The 18770-nt window shown below is 57.4% G+C and carries 21 protein-coding genes and 1 pseudogene; 2 read left to right on the top strand and 20 right to left on the bottom strand.

The features are described 5' to 3' along the window. Nucleotides 1–306 precede the first annotated feature (306 nt). The 10 genes and pseudogenes from BN874_RS07065 to msrA all read right to left on the bottom strand — a co-directional run. A pseudogene (locus BN874_RS07065) lies at nucleotides 307–738 on the bottom strand (oxidoreductase); the annotation flags it as partial. Between the two features lie 56 nt (nucleotides 739–794). Beyond that, nucleotides 795–1196, bottom strand: a complete 402-nt coding sequence (locus tag BN874_RS07060; protein WP_034431749.1) for a tautomerase family protein — start codon at nucleotides 1194–1196, stop codon at nucleotides 795–797. Nucleotides 1197–1396: 200 nt separating this feature from the next. Further along, nucleotides 1397–1948, bottom strand: a complete 552-nt coding sequence (locus BN874_RS07055; protein WP_034431748.1) for a carboxymuconolactone decarboxylase family protein — start codon at nucleotides 1946–1948, stop codon at nucleotides 1397–1399. A gap of 413 nt (nucleotides 1949–2361) precedes the next feature. Next, entirely contained in the window at nucleotides 2362–4329 is a 1968-nt protein-coding gene (locus BN874_RS07050) for a sigma-54 interaction domain-containing protein (protein WP_051497533.1), read from the bottom strand. A gap of 119 nt (nucleotides 4330–4448) precedes the next feature. Further along, complete coding sequence (locus BN874_RS07045) at nucleotides 4449–5273, bottom strand: DUF1223 domain-containing protein (protein ID WP_051497532.1); 825 nt, start codon at nucleotides 5271–5273, stop codon at nucleotides 4449–4451. Between the two features lie 68 nt (nucleotides 5274–5341). After that, entirely contained in the window at nucleotides 5342–6028 is a 687-nt protein-coding gene (locus BN874_RS07040) for a spondin domain-containing protein (RefSeq protein ID WP_034431747.1), read from the bottom strand. A 172-nt stretch (nucleotides 6029–6200) separates the two neighbouring features. Beyond that, nucleotides 6201–7670 carry a sensor histidine kinase gene (locus BN874_RS07035; protein WP_034431746.1) on the bottom strand — a complete coding sequence of 490 codons (1470 nt, stop codon included), beginning with the start codon at nucleotides 7668–7670 and terminating at the stop codon, nucleotides 6201–6203. After that, a complete protein-coding gene (locus BN874_RS07030; RefSeq protein WP_034431755.1) occupies nucleotides 7664–8371 on the bottom strand; it encodes a response regulator transcription factor in 708 nt (235 codons plus the stop codon). The genes BN874_RS07035 and BN874_RS07030 overlap by 7 nt, the downstream gene beginning before the upstream one ends. 178 nt (nucleotides 8372–8549) lie before the next feature. Continuing rightward, complete coding sequence (locus BN874_RS24330) at nucleotides 8550–8738, bottom strand: hypothetical protein (RefSeq protein WP_154724790.1); 189 nt, start codon at nucleotides 8736–8738, stop codon at nucleotides 8550–8552. Between the two features lie 48 nt (nucleotides 8739–8786). Beyond that, entirely contained in the window at nucleotides 8787–9383 is a 597-nt protein-coding gene (msrA, locus tag BN874_RS07025; RefSeq protein WP_420886112.1) for a peptide-methionine (S)-S-oxide reductase MsrA, read from the bottom strand. Here msrA and BN874_RS25455 point away from each other — a divergent pair. Continuing rightward, nucleotides 9268–9558, top strand: a complete 291-nt coding sequence (locus BN874_RS25455) for a hypothetical protein (protein WP_230314360.1) — start codon at nucleotides 9268–9270, stop codon at nucleotides 9556–9558. The two genes, msrA and BN874_RS25455, sit on opposite strands and share 116 nt — an antisense overlap. Before the next feature lie 27 nt (nucleotides 9559–9585). Here BN874_RS25455 and BN874_RS07020 read toward each other — a convergent pair whose 3' ends face one another. The 6 genes from BN874_RS07020 to BN874_RS06995 all read right to left on the bottom strand — a co-directional run bounded on the left by BN874_RS07020 (nucleotide 9586) and on the right by BN874_RS06995 (nucleotide 13260). Next, on the bottom strand, nucleotides 9586–9825 hold the full coding sequence (locus BN874_RS07020) for a penta-EF hand family protein (protein ID WP_034431743.1): 240 nt from the start codon (nucleotides 9823–9825) through the stop codon (nucleotides 9586–9588). Between the two features lie 272 nt (nucleotides 9826–10097). Then, the gene (locus tag BN874_RS07015) at nucleotides 10098–10688 is read right to left on the bottom strand and encodes a protoglobin domain-containing protein (RefSeq protein ID WP_034431741.1); all 591 of its coding nucleotides are present in this window, start codon (nucleotides 10686–10688) and stop codon (nucleotides 10098–10100) included. Nucleotides 10689–10736: 48 nt separating this feature from the next. After that, a complete protein-coding gene (locus BN874_RS07010; protein WP_081756213.1) occupies nucleotides 10737–11270 on the bottom strand; it encodes a DoxX family protein in 534 nt (177 codons plus the stop codon). A 63-nt stretch (nucleotides 11271–11333) separates the two neighbouring features. Then, entirely contained in the window at nucleotides 11334–12116 is a 783-nt protein-coding gene (locus tag BN874_RS07005) for an HvfC/BufC N-terminal domain-containing protein (RefSeq protein WP_034431740.1), read from the bottom strand. After that, complete coding sequence (gene bufB, locus BN874_RS07000; RefSeq protein WP_034431739.1) at nucleotides 12100–12975, bottom strand: MNIO family bufferin maturase; 876 nt, start codon at nucleotides 12973–12975, stop codon at nucleotides 12100–12102. The genes BN874_RS07005 and bufB overlap by 17 nt, the downstream gene beginning before the upstream one ends. A 9-nt stretch (nucleotides 12976–12984) precedes the next feature. Next, nucleotides 12985–13260, bottom strand: coding sequence for a BufA1 family periplasmic bufferin-type metallophore (locus tag BN874_RS06995; protein ID WP_034431738.1), 276 nt, complete (start codon nucleotides 13258–13260; stop codon nucleotides 12985–12987). Nucleotides 13261–13673: 413 nt separating this feature from the next. Between BN874_RS06995 and murI the strand changes: the two genes are divergently transcribed. Beyond that, nucleotides 13674–14561 carry a glutamate racemase gene (gene murI / locus BN874_RS06990; protein WP_081756210.1) on the top strand — a complete coding sequence of 296 codons (888 nt, stop codon included), beginning with the start codon at nucleotides 13674–13676 and terminating at the stop codon, nucleotides 14559–14561. Here murI and BN874_RS06985 read toward each other — a convergent pair. The 4 genes from BN874_RS06985 to BN874_RS06970 all read right to left on the bottom strand — a co-directional run bounded on the left by BN874_RS06985 (nucleotide 14546) and on the right by BN874_RS06970 (nucleotide 18422). Continuing rightward, the gene (locus BN874_RS06985; RefSeq protein ID WP_051497531.1) at nucleotides 14546–14866 is read right to left on the bottom strand and encodes a rhodanese-like domain-containing protein; all 321 of its coding nucleotides are present in this window, start codon (nucleotides 14864–14866) and stop codon (nucleotides 14546–14548) included. The two genes, murI and BN874_RS06985, sit on opposite strands and share 16 nt — an antisense overlap. Nucleotides 14867–14933: 67 nt before the next feature. Next, on the bottom strand, nucleotides 14934–16244 hold the full coding sequence (locus BN874_RS06980) for an ATP-binding protein (RefSeq protein ID WP_034431737.1): 1311 nt from the start codon (nucleotides 16242–16244) through the stop codon (nucleotides 14934–14936). Next, a complete protein-coding gene (locus tag BN874_RS06975) occupies nucleotides 16241–16903 on the bottom strand; it encodes a response regulator (protein WP_034431735.1) in 663 nt (220 codons plus the stop codon). The genes BN874_RS06980 and BN874_RS06975 overlap by 4 nt, the downstream gene beginning before the upstream one ends. 49 nt (nucleotides 16904–16952) lie before the next feature. Further along, nucleotides 16953–18422 (bottom strand): DegQ family serine endoprotease, encoded by a 1470-nt coding sequence (locus BN874_RS06970; protein ID WP_230314357.1) that lies wholly within the window; start codon nucleotides 18420–18422, stop codon nucleotides 16953–16955. Nucleotides 18423–18770: the final 348 nt, after the last annotated feature.

The following is an 18770-nucleotide window of genomic DNA, read 5'->3' as shown; positions in this document are numbered from 1 at the left end:
CTCCTCGCGACTTTAGTTAAACTCACCTTATAGTCTAACTCAGAACTGATAGGTGGTAAGATTCGCGCCTATATGCTGCAAAAATCCGGGTTGAACGAAAGTGATCTCGCAGCCGCCGCTAAACCACGGCATTACCATATCAACGAGGTGGATGACGTGTTCATCGTTACCACCGATGACGATTGATTCCCGATCAGACTACTCCGCGTTTTTCCCTCTCCCGCTTGGGGAGAGGTGAGTTTTGGTATCGCCTTGATGTCACTCAGCAGGGTAGCCCAGCGTAGTGTTGGGCTACCCTGCTCACTTCTCAGACAAGCGTTGCATCAGCCGCGCCCGGCGTTCGACCGATCCGCCGTAGCGGCCGGTGCGCTGATTGGAGCCATCGCGTAAAAATTCATCCAGCAGGTAGCCGTTGGCGCCATGCACTTCCACCCCATTGAAGCCTGCGGCCTTGGCTTTCTCAGCAGCCTTGCCGAATCCCGCGACGATGCCGGGGAGTTCATCATCGCGAAGTTCACGCGGGACGACGTAAGGCTTATTACCTTCGGGGGTGTGGACTTCGTCACCGGTGATCGCGATAGGTCTGGGGGCCACCGGTTGCGCACCCTGATTAAGCAGGGGATGGCAGGCGCGTCCGCCATGCCAGATCTGGAGGAAGATTCTACCCCCGGCGGCATGTACCAAATCAGTAATTTTCTGCCAACCGACGACCTGAGTATCGGAGTAAATATGACGCTCAATATTTGAGCGCACCGGTTGCTGTAGGCAATCGGTTGTAACAAGAGGTTAGCCCTCTACAACGCCTTGCCTCTGATATACCGAAACTCCTGCGTCTGGCCTTGATAACCCCATGCGTCTGCGTGGATCTCATGAATGACGATGTAACTTGCCGGTGCGAGAGAACCTATGATTGCCTCAATTGCTGCAAATACGCGAGAGACGTAAATCGCTTTTTCGTCCTTAGTGTTTGTTCCTTCTGTGACCCTGATGTCGAGGTAGAAGCTGCTCACTAATTGGTCAGCAATAGGAGTGCCGCCGATAAACCACTGTTCTGCTGCAATGTACTCGACAGTAACAGCAGTGAGCTCACGCTTCTTCTTGAGCAATTCGGTAGTGAGGTCGGTGAGAACTAGAGCTATTTCTGCTGACAGTTCTTGCGAAGATGCTGCGCGGATCTTGACGTTAAGGTAGGGCATAAAAATCTCAGGTTTATTGAGAAGCCTAATGCTTCACATTGTCGAAAAAACAGACCGGGAACTACTGACAAGGCCCGGTTCGTTATCCTTGAAGGTGTTCGGCAGCGGCGGTTTCCCCTCCACTGCCGGCAGCATGTCGGCCAGCCGGCTAACGCCATGGCAATGCGAGGCGCCGCCAGCGGCCTACGAAAATAGCGCGATTACGCCGCGAGCTTGAGGAGGTCGACCTTGGGAAAATCCACATCGGTCAGGGCGACGTTGTTGACATAGTTGGTAAGTACGTTCAGCGCCACGTTCACCACGATTTCGATAACGCCAGCGTCATCAAAACCTGCTGTGCGCAAGGCGGCGAGGTCGGAATCGCTGACGCGGCCATGCTCGCTGGCTACCCGGCGGGCGAATCGCAGGGCAGCGTCGGCCTTGGTATCGTTCGACCGGCCATCGCGGGCGGCGCGGATTTCGGACTCGTTGAGTTTAGCCACGTTCTTGCCCAAGTATGTATGCGCGGCCAGACAGTATTCGCAGCCGTTGAACTCTGCAACGGCCAAGGCGATGCGTTCGCGCAACGCGCCGTCCAGCACACCCTTGGCCAGTGCGCCATTGAGCGACAGATAGCCCTCAAGCGCGGCTGGGCTGTGACCGACCAGCTTCATTAGATTAGGCACAACACCCAGTTGCTTGTGTACCGCGTCGAGGAGCGGCTTCGACGCGGTAGAGGTTTGTTCGACAGTCGGGATGGCGATTCGGGACATGTTATTTCTCCATTGCAAATGGGGTTATTTAATTCGCATCGCACACGATGTACTGCGAACGACGATACTTTGCCAAATTCCACAAAGGCTGGGTTAGGAATAGCCGGGGTTGGCAATAAATGTAATAGGCAACACCCGTGCCATCATAAAAATTTATTAAAATAAACCTAATAATCATTAAGTAAAATTCAGTCTCAAACTCATAGCGGATTACAAATTCACAGAACCCCGCGATATATCGCAAGGCCGTTAAATATCAAGGCAGACCGCAATCATTTGAATGTCGCAATCGGCCATTAGATTTTTCAGAGGCTATTAAATTCGCCCACTTTGCGACCGAATGCTGACAGGCATGGACACACAAAAACCACCGGACGGGAACCGATGGTAGAGGAAACGAAGACGGAGCTAATTCAAACCGGGAATTTAGGCTTGCGAATGTTCAGCTTCTGCATCCGGGAGCGCAGGGTACTAGGGTTAAGATCCAGAATCGCCGCTGCGCCCGGTTCGCCCTCGATCACCCAGCCGGTGCGCTCCAGCACCTGGAGAATGTAGGCGCGCTCCATTGCTTCGAGTGAGGCTAAAGGTTGTGGCGCATTCGTCGAATCCTGATCATCCAGACGCAGTTCAAGCGCATTGTCGATTTCCAGCAGCGAACCCCGGGCGAGAATGGTCGCACGCTCGATGACGTTTTGCAGTTCTCGGATATTGCCGGGCCACGAATAACGCAGCAACCGCTCGCGGGCGTTGGGCGAAAGGTCGCGAATGGATTTGTTCATCTTCCGCGCAAACTTGTCCAGAAAATGATGAACCAGCAGCGGAATATCGGATGGGCGTTCACGCAGAGACGGCAGCCGGATGGGAAACACGTTCAGCCGGTAATAGAGATCGGTGCGAAAACTCCCCTCCTTGACCATCTTCGCCAGATCGCGATTGGTAGCGGCGACCAGCCGGACATCAACCTTTAGCGTATGGGTGCCGCCAACGCGCTCGAATTCCTGATCCTGCAACACCCGCAACAGTTTGGCCTGAGCGCCAGCGGTCAGCTCACCCACTTCGTCCAGAAACAGAGTGCCGCCGTCAGCGAGTTCAAACCGGCCCTTGCGCTGGGCGGTCGCGCCGGTGAACGCGCCTTTTTCATGGCCGAACAACTCACTTTCCACCAATTCGCCGGGCAGAGCAGCACAGTTGACGTTGACAAACAATTTGTCGCGCCGGGGGCTGAGGTCGTGAATCGCCCGTGCGATGACACTTTTTCCGGTGCCGGTTTCTCCGGTCAATAGCACAGTGGCGTCGGCGTCGGCCACTTGCTCAACCTGGACGAACACCTCCTGCATGGCCGGCGAATCGCCGATGATATGGCCGGGACTTTGCCGGGTTTTGATCTCTTCCTGGAGATAGATGTTTTCCAGTTGCAATTGTTTGAGAGTTTCTGCGGAATGCCAACGCTCGGTCACGTCCCGCAGGATTACGGTGTAAAAATGCTGGCCGCCAATCTCCAGCGGCGAGAGCGTGGCTTCCACCAGAAATTCCTCGCCGTCGCAGCGGCGGGCGGTCAAGCCTTCGGGTGCCCATAGTTGTTGCGAGTTCACCGTAGCGGGCTGAACCGCCAAGCAATAGCCTTTGAGCAGGTTACCGAAGCGCTTGGAGAGCAGCGGCATAAACGACTGGCCGATCATCGGTTCCGCCGAGCAGCGGAAAATCTTCTCGGCTGCCGGATTGAGCAGGGTGATGCGTTGCTCGGCATCCAGGGTGATGATGGCATCCAGGGCGCTGGACAAAATACTGTTCAGTCGTTCCTCGCTCGTGCGCAACGCCTGTTCGGCCCGTTTGCGCTCCAGTTCCACCCGGGCGCGGGCAGCGAAAATCTTCAACAGCGCCATGCCCTTGAATTCCTTGACCAGCGGCTGATCATGGCACACCGCCAAGTGACCCATCATTTCATTCCCCGATTCGGACACCAGCGGCACACCGAAATAGCTCTCGATACCCGCTTCTTTAAGGTAGGTGTTCTGGGGGAATACGTCGTAGACCTTGTGGGTGTAATAGACCGTATCGCCTCGAATCACGACCTCACAGGGGGTACCGTCCAAATCGAATTCAATGTTATCGATGAGTTGTCCGTCAAACCAAAGCGCCAGGGTGCGTACTCGCGCCTTGCTTTCCAATAGCTCGGCTACAAAGGCTTGCCGCACGTTCAGAGCCAGGGCCAGTTCTCGCACCAAGGCGTAGAAGAACTCGGTACCCGTGGCGGTGGCGGTGCCTTCAACGATAGTGCGTAAGGCCAGATGCATGGCGTCGCGTTCGTCGGCGGATTGAAGCATCGCATCGTTTCGTGGGACGGATCGCTGTTCAGTGGGTTGTGCGACGATTTCATTCATGCAAAAACCTCCATATAGTCTCTCGCGCTGATAACCCGACATGACCACAACTTTCATTCTGGCTTGGAGCGGTCTCAACCATAATCCATGTCTGTTTATCAGGTTACGATACCATAACACTACTCCAGACAGGTGTTCAGCGCCAACGCCTGCCATACCTGTCCATCGGTCTGATCCTGGACGAAGGCCGCCACTCCGAAATCGCGGGAATCGGCATCCAAAGGCAGGCGGAAACGATGCTGGTGGGTAAAGTGGTCATCCGCCACCACCGGCAGCGGTCCAATCAACTCCCGCGTTACCCGCTCGTGACGGAGTTGCCGTGCTGCATTTTCACCGGCAGTGACCTGACTGGACAAACCATTCTGGTACAAAGCCACAAATACGCCAGCGCGTGCGGAGGATAGGTGAGGTTGCAACCGGCCTTGAATCTGGACCTGCCAAGCGTCAGAGGCAGGGAGAATTTCCAAGGTGAGATCCACCTTGGCGGGTTGGGCGTTGATCGCAGCCATGCGCTGGCGAAACGCCGTGTTCCGACTCCAATCCAGCGTGGTGCGACCGTTGACCATCACCTGTGGGGTAAACACCGTGGCGCTGCCTTGCGCGGCGGTCAGGGCGCGTTGCCGAACGCTGAAACCGGGCTGGGCGAAGCGGTCGCGCCAGCCCAGGCCATCCCAGTAATCCACATGCAAGGCCAGCGACACGACTTTACCGTTCAGGGCCGGTTCCGCTGCCAAATCCGCCAACCAGCGATCCGCAGGCGGACAACTACTGCATCCCTCCGAGGTGTACAACTCAATCAGGGCGGTTTGTACCGGCCCGCTTTGCGCCCGACAGCGTGCAGCGGGTGCAGCAGAGTGAAGTAGCCCTGCCACCGCCAAGCTCAATACCAAGGGCGCCCACTGACTGCTGCACCATCGCCCAGCATCCACGACTCTAGCGCTCATCTCTCACCTCATGCCGTTCGCGAATAGCAAATCAGTGTGGGCTATAGCCCATCGCTCGCAGGATCAAGTTAGCGAGCTACCCTCGTAATCGTGATCGACGCCATTGGATTGCGCCAATCGTAATCCGCAGCCTTGAGATCACCGATACCATGAATCCCGGCATGGATATGCACGAAACCTTCGCCACCGGCCGCCGCCGAGACCCCGACACCGCCGCATTGCGGGCCAGGAATGCTGGCACAAAGCTCGTCGTTGGGTTCCGAACCGGCGTCATAACCGGGAACTCGGTCATTCAGACTGCCAAAACGTGGGGCTTCGATGCCGTTTAGCGCGATGAAGCCATCGTTGGTCGGCAAAATCATCGCGGCGAGGCTGATACGGTCGGCGCTCCGAGCCGCGACCCGGACGGTGACCGACTCACCAGGCTTCAGTAACCCCCCCGAATCAGCAACATCAACCACCCGAGGGTCCGCACGCAGCGCCTGTTTCAGTGGAGCGACATCGCCGCCTTCGGCCAGGATCGCCAACTCGTCACTGGCCGGCTGGCCCAAGGTGAACAGGTTTACGCCGGATCGGTGGCTCGCCACCAGAATCGGGGTGAAGAATGTGCCACGGGTGATGTTGGTGATCGTCACTTCGTACATTGGTTCGCCAATGCGAGTGATGCTGACGGAACTTCCCGAAGATTGCGCCCAGCCACTCGTCAAGGGAGCGGCCAGTAACAGAGATGCTGCCAAGGTGGTTAACCGTTTCATTGTCAAATCCTCCGTCTATGTGCGTGAGCGTTGGGGAACTACTGGATTACCCAGTACGCACAGTGCCATCTTGATTTCACGGAACGCTCACGGAGTCATCACATTTCCATCACGACGCTGATTTTTCGCCCGATTGCCCTCTCATCGCCTTGAATCTGGGGTCATCCACTCATCAGGGCGCACAGACCGGCAAATCGAACGTAAACCGAGTTCCTTGATTCACCTCGCTGCTCACTCGCAATTCACCACCCTGTAATTCAGCAATGCGCTTGGCGATAGCCAACCCCAGTCCCAAGTGGTTGCCATCATCCGTTACCTGGCGCGAACCGCGATGAAAGCGGTCGAACACGAACGGTAAATCGTCGGGGGCGATGCCGTGGCCGGTATCGGCGACAGCGAAGACGGCGATGTTCTCGCGGGTGCCGAGTTCGAGGGTAATACAGCCCTCAGACGGGGTGTGATGCAGGGCGTTGAGGATCACATTATCCAGCAGCCGTTCGATCATGCCGATGTCGGCCTCGATAAACAGCGCCGTGGGCGGCAGGCGCAGATCGATCTGGATAGACTGTTCCCGTGCAGCGATCTGGTACTTTTGGGCGATATCTTGCAGCAGTTCGGCGGCGGGAAAGCGCTCGCGGCGCGGCTGGATCGCGTGGGCATCGAGCTTGGCCAGTTCGAACAGATCGCCCACCAGTCGGCCCAATCGTCGCGAGTGGCGCAGGGCAGCGCCGAGATAGAGCTGTTGTTCGGTGGGCGATAGCCGGTCGGCTTTCAGTTGCAGCGTTTCCAGATAGCCGTGCAAAGTGGCCAGCGGTGTGCGCAAATCGTGCGAGACGTGATTGACCAATTCGCGCCGCAGGGTGTCGCGTTCCCGCAAGGCGCCGATCAGGGCTTGCAGGCGTTCAGCCATCCGGTCGAAATTTGTCCCCAGTTGTTCGATCTCGTCACCGCCACCCTCTTGCCGGTGATAGGGAACGTAGGTGGCGAACTCACTGTGTTGGAAGGCATCAACCACCGCTGTCAACCGCCGCAGTCGGCGGGTCAGCAGGCGGAACAGCAGCAGCCCCGCCAGCAACCCCGCCAACAGACTGCCGGCCAGCACCCAAGCGCTGAGCTGTAGCAGCAGACTGTCCTGATAGAAGCGCTCGAAGGATTCATACATTTGGCCGCGCAATACCACGTACAGGTAGCCTTCGGGCGGTTCTGTCGCAGGAATGGGCGTCACCGAGAAGCTTTTGCGGGCGTCGTGGCTACGTGGATCGTCGCCGAGGATCGGCAACTCGGCGCCGGCCAGGAACGCCCGGATCGGTTCCAGCGCCACCCGGTCGCGTTTGACCACTGCCGGTTCGGCGGAGTAGGCGAGAATCGCGCCGGTCGTGTCCAGCCAATAGATTTCGATGCTGGGATTGATGGTCATGTAGCGCTCGAAAGTGGCTTTTAACGCCTTCGGATCGAGCTTGCCTTCAGCGATCAGCCGCTGATCCGCGACCAGATTGCGGGCCAGATCGCGATTGAAACTCTGCTGCGCTTCCTGGAGATAGCGTTGGGTCAGGGTGTGACTGATCAGGCCGTAGCTCAGGCCGATGGCGCCCAGCAAGGTCGCCAGCACCAGAGCCAGCTTGCCATACAGAGTGTTCAGCATGATTCGGTAAACTTGTAGCCGATCCCCCACACGGTAAGGAGGTAGTGAGGCTCCGCCGGATTCGGTTCCAGTTTGGCGCGCAACCGGTTGATGTGGGAATTGACCGTGTGCTCGTAGCCCTCGTGACTGTAACCCCAAATCTGATCCAGCAATTGGCTGCGGCTGAACACCCGGCCGGGCTGACGGGCGAAATGCAGCAGCAGATCGAACTCCTTGACTGTCAGTGCCAGTTCCCGGCCCGCCAGAGTAACCCGGCGTTGGCTCACCTCGATCACGAGGGAACCGCAGGTGACGCGGGCGTCGTCCGGGGTCGCTCCGCCAGAGCTACGCAGGGCTTCGGCCCGCCGCAGCAGCGCCTTCACACGGGCGAGCAGTTCCGGGAAGCTGAACGGCTTCACCAGGTAATCGTCGGCGCCTAATTCCAGACCCAGCACCCGGTCGAGTTCCGACGACTTGGCGGTCAGCATCAGGATCGGCACGTAGTCGCCGCCGGCGCGTAGCCGCTGGCAGACCGTCAGCCCGTCCAAATCGGGCAGCATCAGATCCAGGATCACCAGGTCGTAGCGGCAGCGGGCATAGCGGGTTAGCGCGTCTTGCCCGCTCCCGGTGATATCCGCTGTGCAATAAATATCCCGGAGATGCAGTTCGACCAGCGCAGCGATCTCGCGGTCATCCTCAACAAGCAGCAGGTGGCGCGCCATCGGTTCCAACTCGGTCTTTGTATCTGCCCACATGGAGAACCCCCGTCGCTTCTCGGTTTCAAAACACCATCATCGGCGACGGATATCGCATTTTTATCACGAAGCGATCACGACAGGCGACCCTGATCGATTAAAGCGCCTGCCAGCGCGTTTGGCACAACAACGATTGGGGCGGAGGCTACGGATTCGGAGCCATGGGCTGCATCGCCGTCCAGAGTTTGCCTTGGGTAGGCCGCACCATTCCAGACGGCATCGGTACAGTGCGCGTCCCGCCGTCATCGGGCGCGAACAGTCTTGCACCGGAGTGGTGACTCGCCACCAGAATGGGGATTAAGAATACGCCACGGGTAATTTTGGTGATCGCCACTTCGTAACCCCCCAAGTCGGATCTTTTCGGACTTTCATGAGTGTATTTTTATTGAGTACCCCAAAGTTCTTCGAGACGTTGATCCCGTCCGCAGGAATGACGATAAAATTTATAGCGTATCGGGTTTTTCTGAGAGTAATGCTGATGATAGTCTTCAGCGGGATAAAAAGTCATCGCCGGAATTATCGTGGTTACTAAGGGCTGTTTGAACCGGGCAGACTGTTCCAGCACCTGTTTGGATGTTTCAGCCAAGCGCTTTTGCTCATCGTCATGGTAGAAGATAGCTGAACGGTATTGCTGGCCCTTGTCACAAAATTGCCCGGTGGCGTCGAGTGGGTCGATATTGCGCCAGAAGACATCCAGCAAGCGGGAATAGCTGATTTTAGCGGGATCGTAGACAATTTCGACTGCTTCAGCATGTCCTGTGCTGCCAGATGAAACCTCCTGATAGGTTGGGTTCGCTTTTTGGCCGCCGGTATAGCCGGAAGTCACCGAAACTACGCCTGGCAATAGCTCAAACGGCGGTTCCATGCACCAGAAACAGCCACCGGCAAATGTAGCTTTGGCAAACCCTTGGCTGGCGATTGGAATTGGATCGCTCAAGGCTGATTGGAACACGCTGGACAAGATTAAACTGCTGATCAAGAGTAACCATCGAAAATTAAACAGGCGTATCATTATCAGTCTCGCGAATGCAGGATTGACAGGAATGGGAGTAAACATCAACAGAAACTCGATGGAAAACGACAAGAGGGAAATAAAAAAAGGGGTGGCTATTGTTCCACCCCTTTGTGACTTGTGGCTGCTGATGATGCAGTAGTGCGGTATTCCTGTTCAGCAGACTAAATTACTTGTCGGTAAAACCGGCCTTGATTTCCTTTGCATCCAACACCCCATCCTTATTAGTATCCATCTTGGTCCATGCTGCCATATCATTGCTTTGTTTCATGTATTCTTCCTTGGTAATGGTGCCATCCTTATTAGTATCCATGATCTGTGCTGTTGACATATTGAAACCTGCGGCGAACGCAGTGCTCAGGGTCAGGCCAGAAATCAGGATGAAAGTCAGTTTGGTCAACGTCTTCATTGCAAGTTCCTCATCGTAAAAACAGGTTTTGGGATTGGTTTGTGGCTGCACTGCTGTCTTTGTTATTAGCAAAGACGATGCCAGTTTTTAATAAGCAGCTTTATTACTAAAAATCATCAACAATTACAATCGGTTAAAATTTTTAATTAGAAAAACAGCTTGGCTAAAACTATGAAGCGGAAGTTTGAAACAGGAGTGAATACTGCGATATTTCGCGGAACCACGAAAAGCCGCAGTTACGCATGAGGCGGACTTACGCTTGCTAATGGCCGTTACCATAGCCCTTCCTTGACGTAGAGTTTACTTAACAGAGCCACTTGCAGGAGGATGGCTTTCAGCAGGGCGTGCAGCATCCGTTCAATGTCTTGAGGATCGCGCCCATTAGCAGCCAGAAACGGACGTGCCGTAGCGACCAGCGGATACGTTAAGGCAATGGCATGGCGAAACCCCGGCAGTAATGTCGGAGACGATTGCACCGAGGAATCTGGCGGTGACTGTTCCAAGTACAGTTGTTTAAGCCAAGGCGGCTCATGGGGAAAAAAACAGGTTTCAAACAGCCATTGCCGGAAACAATCACGAGCAGCCGCAGCCCCATCCCACGAACGGCTGGCGGATTCCTCCCCGCACAGTTCGGCCAAAGCCGCAACCAGCGCAGGATGAGCGGCCACCATACCAAGAATTATATCCAGATAATCGTCGGTCTGTCCCTTGAGAATCCGCCACACTTTTCGCAAAGATATATCGTCTTCCGGCGAGAACAAACCCACTCGCAACAGCAGCTCCATCTCTGCACGGTCCGGAAACCCAGGCGGATCAGGACGAGTAACATCCTCCTTACCGGAGATCTGAACCGGGATATTCATGAAGTTCTCCTCTTTAGCCGCACCGTCGGTTAAAGCGAAAGTGACTGATTAGCGACGAATGAGTCGTTCGATCAATGCATCGACCGACAGCTTGCCGGGACCGTGGCAAATGGTAATCAGCAGCAGCAATCCCCAAACCTGATGCTGTGCCAAACCCGCACCCATCAAATCGGGGTAGGAAATTACCGCCACGATATTAAAGATGAATAAAGCCAGCGCGGCGTAACGGGTTCCGATACCCAGGAATAGAAATACCGGCAGCAGTAATTCCGCCGCTGTGCCCATATAAGCGGCCAGCATTGATGGCAATAGCGGAACCTGATATTCATATTCAAACAGGGTCAAGGTGCTTTCGGTCGGCAACAGACTCAGTGGATAACTAAAAGCGTGGCCCAATAACGTAAAACTGCCGGTTGTGGTTTTGGTTAAGCCGGAACTGAAGAAGGCAGCGGCAACCCAGTAACGAGCCAGAAAATCGGCGACGGGTGTTAATAACTCAGCCGTCTTGCGAAACAGCACATCGGCCTTGCACAAAAGCGGCGCTACTTTCGCCCATAGCGAATTACGGGGCGCATCGGCCATTGTGTCGGTATTAGTGGCGCTCATCGTGAAATTTCTCCCGGATAGATAGTGAAAAGAAAAAACTCAAGCGTCTTGCAGGTGGAAAGCGACTAATACGCCTTGCACTATGTGCCGGCTGAAACAGGCGGGCAAATTGAAGCCGGGTTGCGCGGCTAACGCCCGCTCGCAAGCTATAGCGAAGGAGTAATCCTCGGTTAAAGCGCACAGCAAACTAAATTCACCAGCCTCAAGAGTTTGAAATTCGATCTCCAGATTCTCGCGGCGGAACGCCAGCAGCTTGAGCCCGCCTGCCGTCAAATCCACCGACGGATCGCCCGCATAGTCATCCTGATTGACTTGCCAAATCCGCAGGATCGGAAAAACCGATTCCAGCAAACGGGCGGCGGGATGCAGTTGAAAATGCAATTCGCCCTGCTGCTCGGCGGGTACTTGCGCCAGCGCGACCAGGTCGAGTGGTGGATGACCAGCGGCATGAAAAACCTGGTGATACGTCCATTCCAGCCGGGCGACATCGGGCAGATAAACCTGTTCAGCCGCTGGCGCGAATGCTTGGAGAAACGTCGCGAAAAATTCACCAAACTCGTGCAAATCGCCGGAACGAGACGGATGGCGGGCGATGTATTGCGCCGACGCATACTCAAAGAAGCCGTCGCCAACTAACCGGCATACCACCGGGTAAACCGCTTTCAATGCACCAGTCAGGCTAAGCAGCGTGTTGTTGCGGTAAATCTGCAAACGGCGAGCGCCGCTCAAACCCGCAGCGCGGATATGCTGCTCGAATCCGTTCTGCTCATCGTCAAGCACCGCAGCGGCAAAGCCCAATTGCAATTCACGCAGCTTGAGCATGACGTTCCTCCAGAATCGCATTGGCTCGCTCGGCCTCCGCGACCAGCACCGCCAATTCAGGCACGTCGGTGTCCCACTCAATCAGCGTTGGAATTCGTCCGAAGCGTTGCACCGCTTGGCGGTAAAGCGCCCAGACCGCCGGACACACCGGCTGGTTATGGGTATCAATTAAAATTTCGCCGTCATCAAAGCGATTCACCATAAATCCGGCCAGATGAATCTCTTGAACCATCGAGCGCGGAATGGCCTGTAAATAAGCACTGGCGTCAAAGCCATGATTACGGGCGCTGACATAAATGTTATTGACATCCAGCAAGATGCCGCAACCACTGCGCTGGGCCAGTTCGGCCAGAAACTCCCATTCGGGTAGTGCTGATTCCATGTATTGCAGATAGCTGGACGGATTCTCGATCAGGATTTGCCGACCGAGAATTTCCTGTGCTTGGCACACTCGCGCAACCAGGTGGTAAAGCGCTTCTTCGGTATAAGGCAAGGGCAACAAGTCGTTGAGATGGCGTCCGCCGACCGAACCCCAGGATAGATGTTCCGAAACCAGCGCTGGTTCAAAGCGCCGGATCAGCGTTTTGAGCGCGGCCAGGTGTCGGCGATTGAGCGGGTCGGTCGAGCCGATGGACAAACCAACGCCGTGCAGGCTCAAGGGGTAGTGGGCGCGGATGCGTTCCAGGTAATCCAGTGGTTTGCCGCCCGCGCCGAAGTAGTTTTCGCTGTGGACTTCCAGCCAGCCGACCGGCGGCTGAGTCTCCAGCACCGCGTCATAGTGTTCGGCCCGCAGGCCGATTCCGGCACGATCCGGAATGGAGCCGGGGCCAAGCACGGACAATACCGGCTTGGCGATCATCGGAGAGCCTCAGACTTTCGGCTTCAAGCTACCGTCAACGATCTTTTCACAGGAACCCTTGGGGACATAGACCCAGGAATCCCCTTGGCCGTCCTTGCTGGCTTGCCCGGCGCAGGCATGAGCGCTGGTCTGACAGTCATTCTTACCGGCTTTGACGATGCCGTAGCACTTCTCGGCGCCTTTTCCCTTATCTTCCTCGGCGGCACTGGCCTGACCGGCGGCGGCCAACAGACCCAGGCTGAGAACACTGGCGAGGGCGGAATGGACGATAGCTTTGCTGTTCATGGGTGAAACTCCTGAGTAAAGTTAAAAGATGTTGAAGACATCGAGCATTTTGCGGGATGGCTGTATTCCCGCTTGAACCTGTATCAAACCCCGTGCCAACTTATAAATTTTGATAAAATAATATATTTATCAATAAGTTATTTTAGAGTTGGCAGCCTGAGTGAGGCCGGGGCTACGAAGGGAACTGCTTTATTTCGCAGTTGCCGCGATATGGCGCGGCAGGGCGTAAGCTACGCACGGTTGCCAAAGAGTACGGGCGGGGTTCACGCAACAGCAGCGGCATCAATCCTCTCTACATACACAATCCATTCATTCTCGCTACTTGACTCGGTCAACCTATGACCTCTACATGACGCGATTGCCTTACCGATCAGACTAAACTCCGTGGCAAATTCAAGTTTCGATGATCAGTGATGAGTCATAGCAACAACAATCCCATCGGCGTATTCGATTCCGGGGTAGGCGGGCTGTCGGTATTCCGGCGAATTCGCGCCGATTTGCCCGATGAAACGCTGCTGTATGTCGCCGATTCGGGCCATGCGCCTTACGGTAACAAGCCAGCTGACTTTATCGTGCGGCGTTCGTTCGCTATCACTGAATTCCTGCTGGAACAGGGCGCCAAGGCGGTGGTCGTGGCCTGCAACACCGCCACGGCGGCGGCTATCGCCCGGTTACGCGCCCAGCTCGACATTCCGATCATTGGCATCGAACCCGCGCTCAAGCCGGCTGTAGCCGGAACTCGTTCCGGTGTAGTCGGCATTCTGGCCACTGGCAACACGGTGCGCAGCGACAAGTTTGCTGCGCTGCTCGACCGACACCGCCAGCACACACGGGTGCTGGTGCAGCCCTGTCCCGGCTTGGCTGATTGCGTGGAACGGGGTGAACTGAGCGGCCCACATCCCCGCACCCTGCTGGAACGCTATCTGGAGCCGCTGCTGACGCAAGGCGCCGACACTCTGGTGTTGGGCTGCACCCACTATCCATTTCTGATCCCGCTGATTCAACGCCTGGTCGGACCGAACGTCGTCATTCTCGACCCCAGCCCGGCGGTTGCTCAGCAATTGCGCCGGCGGCTGGAATGGGGGGGATTGTTGGCAGAGGATGACACCCCCGCTGGCGAACGCTACTTCACCAGCGGTCCGCCGGAGCAGACATCGCCGGTTATGAGCCGACTGTTGGGGTATCCGGTAACACTCGACGTATTGCCCGAACGCTACCGCAACGCTGGAACCCTACCGACCGGGTTGAAACCCGCTCCCACCGCGCCGCCTGCTCTGGATCGGGTTCACTGGATCGAATAGCCGCCGCGCTTCATGTCATCCAGCCCACCCTTATTTTCGATCCGTCCATAACCTATCTGCCGCAGCGCCTGCTCGGCGATGCCGGCGCGGCGCCCGCTGCGGCAGTAGAGCACGATGGAAGTATCGTGGTCGGAAGTCACGGCGGCGATGCGGCTGGCGATTTCATCATAGGGAATGTTGAGCGCATCCTGCACATGGCCTTGGCGGTACTCCTCTGCGGTACGTACATCAATCACCAGCGGCTGGCCGGCGAGTACCGAAACAGAAAACAATAGCGCCGCAAGAAATCCGGCTGGCTTGTGCATATTCACATCTCCTGAAACGAAGAATATTGGTAACGTTATATTTTATAGCGGATTTTACAATTGGCGCTCAACCCACCGTTGTCGGCACCCGGACAACCACCCGCAACCCTTGGCCCGCCTCGGCATCTTCCAAGTGGATGTTCGCCCGGTGGCGGTCGGCGATGCGCTGGACGATAGCCAGCCCTAGCCCACTGCCGGGCGCGACAGTGTGGGCGCCGCGATGGAATCGGCCAAACACCTGCGCCCGTTCCGCTGCGGGAATGCCCGGCCCGGTGTCACTCACCGTCAGCACGGCGTCATCTCCGATACGCTGAATTTGGACATCAACCCGCCCGCCCGTCGGGGTGTAGCGCAAGGCGTTATCCATCAGATTACCCAACAGGGTGCGTAATTCCCCCGGATCGCCGGCAATGGTAGCGGCCTCGCTGGGCAATAGACCCAGATCGAGAGAGCGGTCGTCCGCGATGGGCGCGTACTCGGTGATCACCCGTTTGGCCAAATCCAAAAGATCCACGGCTTCAACCCGACTCACGGTAGAACCGGCGTCCAGCCGGGCCAGAGCCAGCAATTGCTCGATCAGATGCGAAGCGCGCAGCAGACCGGCGCGCAATGCATCCAGCGTCGCAGCGCGGTCCGCCATATCGGTCGCCCGTTGCGCCATCTCCGCCTGAAGCCGAACCGCCGTCAGCGGGGTGCGCAATTCATGGGCGGCGTCAGCGATGAACTGGCGCTGGGCGTCGAGGGTGTGCGCCAGCCGCGCCAGCAGGTCATTGAGCGCATGGACCAGCGGGGTAATTTCCGCCGGCAACCGCTCCGCCATCACCGGCTCCAGCGCCCCTGGCCGGCGTTGCTCGATGTCGGCGGCGAGGCGATGCAAAGGTTGCAGGCCGGCGCCCACACCAAACCAGATCACCAACGCCATGCCGGGCAGTAATAGCAGGAAGGGCGCCAGATTGCGCAACGCAATGTCGGCGCTCATTCGTAGTCGCAACCGCGCCGGTTGCGCGACCTGAACGATGCGGTCGCTAACGTGCAGGGCGAACAACCGCCAGCGCTGGTCACGCCAAAGTAGATCGGCGAAACCGGGCTGAGTAGCAAAGGGCAGTTCCCATGCCTTGCGGGAGACGTACAACAGACCGCCGCCGCGATCCCAAATCTGCACCAAGAGATCGCCTTCGCCGTCGCCGACTTGGCCGCTCATCGCCAGCGCCAGCAGGTTTTGACTGCGCAGGGCCAGAGCCGCCTGCTGCAACTGATAATCGAACAGGGCGTTGACCTCGGCACGGGCCTGATAGTAGGTGGCATAACCGGCGACGCCCAAGACCAGGGTCAATCCGACCAGCAGTCCTGCCAGCAGGCGCTGGCGGATCGACGTCACGGCTTTTCCCCAAGCCGGTAGCCAACGCCCCGCACGGTGCGAATAACGCCGGGGCTGAGTTTGCGCCGCAGGTTGTGGATATGCACTTCGATGGTATTGCTTTCCACCTCATCGCCCCAGCCGTACAGCCGTTCTTCCAGTTGCTCGCGGGAGAGTACTACGCCCGGTTGTTCCAGCAGGGCGTACAGTAGAGCAAATTCCCGGGCGGACAACGACACCGGCTGGCTCTGGTACTCGACGGTATGGGCAGCGGGATCGAGCCGCAACCCGCCGATTTCGACGATTTCCCGCACCCGTCCGGCTTGCCGACGCAGCAGTGCCCGCATCCGCGCCAGCAGTTCACTCAAGTCGAAGGGTTTGACCAGGTAGTCATCCGCGCCGCTGTCCAGACCCTTGACCCGATCCGGCACCGCATCGCGGGCAGTGAGGATCAGCACCGGAACGGCCAAGCCGCGTTGGCGCCAGCCGTGCAATACCGCCAAGCCATCCTTTTTCGGCAGACCGAGATCCAGCAGTACCAGCGCATACTCGGTGGTATCCAGCGCCCGTTCCGCGCTGCGTCCGTCCTGAACCCAGTCCACAGTGAAGCCTTCGCTACGCAGCCCTTGGCGCAGACTGTCGCCAATCATTGGGTCATCTTCCGCCAGCAGGATGCGCATAAGTTTGGAGCAGTAGAGGTGAGAGCGGCCTTGGCCGCTCCTGCAAAGTTTAACCCGCCGGCTTGTCGCTCGACGGCATTTCCAGCGCCAGATACAGCGCGCCATCGTCACGCTTGATCAGCAGCGGCACCCGCTTGCCGGGCGGCAGTTCCCGTACCAGTTGCCGTAGATGCACGGCGTCCTTGATCGGCTGGTTGTTCAGGCTCAACAGAATATCGCCCGGCTGCACCCCCGCCTCGGCGGCAACGCCCGGCCCGACCTGTTGCACCAGCACCCCGCCTTGGCCTCGACCGTGCTGGCCGGTGGGCACATCCGTCACTGCAACATTGAGCCGGGGTGAGCCGTCGTCCGGGGCATTGTTCAACGCCAGTTCCTTCTGATCCTTGCCCGATAGTTGGCCGAGCGTGACCGCGATTTCCTGCGGCTTGCCATCACGGATCACGGTCAGAGTCTTGTTCACACCGGGTTTGGTCGCACCCACCAGCGGCGGCAAATCGGCGCTGTCGTTCACTGGTTTACCAGCGTAGGCGACGATAACATCGCCCGCTTTCAATCCAGCCTTGGCCGCCGGGCTATCCGCGCTCACGTCCGCCACTAAGGCGCCGTGCGGCTGCTCCAGATTGAACGAGCGTGCGAGATCCTGCGTCACCTCCTGCAAAGTCACACCCATCCAGCCCCGGGTGACGCGACCGTCGGTCTTGAGCTGTGCCACCACATTCATTGCTACATCCACCGGAATGGCGAACGACAGCCCCATATAGCCGCCGCTGCGACTGAAAATCTGGGAATTGATGCCGACCACCCTGCCGTTGAGATCGAACAGCGGGCCACCAGAATTGCCGGGATTGATCGGTACGTCGGTCTGAATGAACGGCACATAGGTGTCGTTCGGCAACGAGCGGCCCAGGGCGCTGACGATGCCTTTAGTGGCGGTGCGCTCCAGCCCGAACGGCGCGCCGATGGCGAAGACCCACTGGCCCACCTTGAGGCTGTCGGTATCGCCGAGGGTTACGGTGGGCAGATCGGCAGCGGCGATTTTCAGCAGGGCGATGTCGGATTGCGGATCGCTGCCCACCACCTTGGCTGGAAATTCGCGCTTGTCATTCAGTTTAACCGTGATTTTTTCCGCCCCGTCCACCACATGATGATTGGTGATGAGATAACCATCATTGGAGATAATGAAACCGGAACCGAGTCCCTGGGTCGGCATTCCCTTACCGCCGCCCGGTGGCGTCGGGAAATGTCTAAAGAATTCGCCGAACGGTTGGTTCTCGTCCTCCATGCCGGGCATTCCACGCCACGCCACAGCGGGCGCACTCTTGCCGGTCACAGTAATGTTGACGACCGCCGCCGCGTTCTGCTGAACCAGGGTGCTGAAATCGGGGACGGTCATTTCGACGCGAACCAGCGACGTATCGGTCGCCAGCGCTGGCGGCAAGGTGCCTACCGCTAAAACTGCGGTGCTGGTCGCCAGCGCGACCGCCATCGTGAGTTTCTTGAGGGTGCTGGGGAATAGCATGGGGGTAACCTCGTGCAATGTGAGTTGAGATGGAGATCGGAACCATTCCGGTCCCGTTACTGCGCGGCATTGTGACCCGCGATGCTTAAGGGAAACTTAAGACGGCGGTTGATGAGTCAACGGGCTGGAAGTCGGTGCTACGACGAATTCCACAAGAGCAGTTGCAACACCTTCGATTCCCGCATTCCCGTAGGCGGGTCCAGTAGCCTGATACATACCTTGCGCTATACCAACGAAGGTGGCATCGCTCCGGGCAGGGCCGGTGGAGCCTCCGTGGCAGGATTATGGGTTCATCCCAACAAAGGTACGTAACCCACCACAAAGTAGGCTGTTTAGTTTGAATTGGGA

The organism is Candidatus Contendobacter odensis Run_B_J11 (genome assembly GCF_000531125.1).
In the GTDB taxonomy this organism is placed as follows: Bacteria; Pseudomonadota; Gammaproteobacteria; order Competibacterales; family Competibacteraceae; genus Contendibacter; species Contendibacter odensensis.
The sequence above is the reverse complement of the archived record's forward strand: the minus strand, read 5'-3'. Positions and strand labels throughout refer to the sequence as shown.

Coding starts and splice junctions, on each gene's coding strand:
- BN874_RS07060 (WP_034431749.1), bottom strand. CDS start 1,196: ATGCCCTACCTTAACGTCAAGATCCGCGCAGCATCTTCGCAAGAACTG.
- BN874_RS07055 (WP_034431748.1), bottom strand. CDS start 1,948: ATGTCCCGAATCGCCATCCCGACTGTCGAACAAACCTCTACCGCGTCG.
- BN874_RS07050 (WP_051497533.1), bottom strand. CDS start 4,329: ATGAATGAAATCGTCGCACAACCCACTGAACAGCGATCCGTCCCACGA.
- BN874_RS07045 (WP_051497532.1), bottom strand. CDS start 5,273: ATGAGCGCTAGAGTCGTGGATGCTGGGCGATGGTGCAGCAGTCAGTGG.
- BN874_RS07040 (WP_034431747.1), bottom strand. CDS start 6,028: ATGAAACGGTTAACCACCTTGGCAGCATCTCTGTTACTGGCCGCTCCC.
- BN874_RS07035 (WP_034431746.1), bottom strand. CDS start 7,670: ATGCTGAACACTCTGTATGGCAAGCTGGCTCTGGTGCTGGCGACCTTG.
- BN874_RS07030 (WP_034431755.1), bottom strand. CDS start 8,371: ATGGCGCGCCACCTGCTGCTTGTTGAGGATGACCGCGAGATCGCTGCG.
- BN874_RS25455 (WP_230314360.1), top strand. CDS start 9,268: ATGCACCAGAAACAGCCACCGGCAAATGTAGCTTTGGCAAACCCTTGG.
- BN874_RS07020 (WP_034431743.1), bottom strand. CDS start 9,825: ATGAAGACGTTGACCAAACTGACTTTCATCCTGATTTCTGGCCTGACC.
- BN874_RS07015 (WP_034431741.1), bottom strand. CDS start 10,688: ATGAATATCCCGGTTCAGATCTCCGGTAAGGAGGATGTTACTCGTCCT.
- BN874_RS07010 (WP_081756213.1), bottom strand. CDS start 11,270: ATGGCCGATGCGCCCCGTAATTCGCTATGGGCGAAAGTAGCGCCGCTT.
- BN874_RS07005 (WP_034431740.1), bottom strand. CDS start 12,116: ATGCTCAAGCTGCGTGAATTGCAATTGGGCTTTGCCGCTGCGGTGCTT.
- bufB (WP_034431739.1), bottom strand. CDS start 12,975: ATGATCGCCAAGCCGGTATTGTCCGTGCTTGGCCCCGGCTCCATTCCG.
- BN874_RS06995 (WP_034431738.1), bottom strand. CDS start 13,260: ATGAACAGCAAAGCTATCGTCCATTCCGCCCTCGCCAGTGTTCTCAGC.
- murI (WP_081756210.1), top strand. CDS start 13,674: ATGAGTCATAGCAACAACAATCCCATCGGCGTATTCGATTCCGGGGTA.
- BN874_RS06985 (WP_051497531.1), bottom strand. CDS start 14,866: ATGCACAAGCCAGCCGGATTTCTTGCGGCGCTATTGTTTTCTGTTTCG.
- BN874_RS06975 (WP_034431735.1), bottom strand. CDS start 16,903: ATGCGCATCCTGCTGGCGGAAGATGACCCAATGATTGGCGACAGTCTG.
- BN874_RS06970 (WP_230314357.1), bottom strand. CDS start 18,422: ATGCTATTCCCCAGCACCCTCAAGAAACTCACGATGGCGGTCGCGCTG.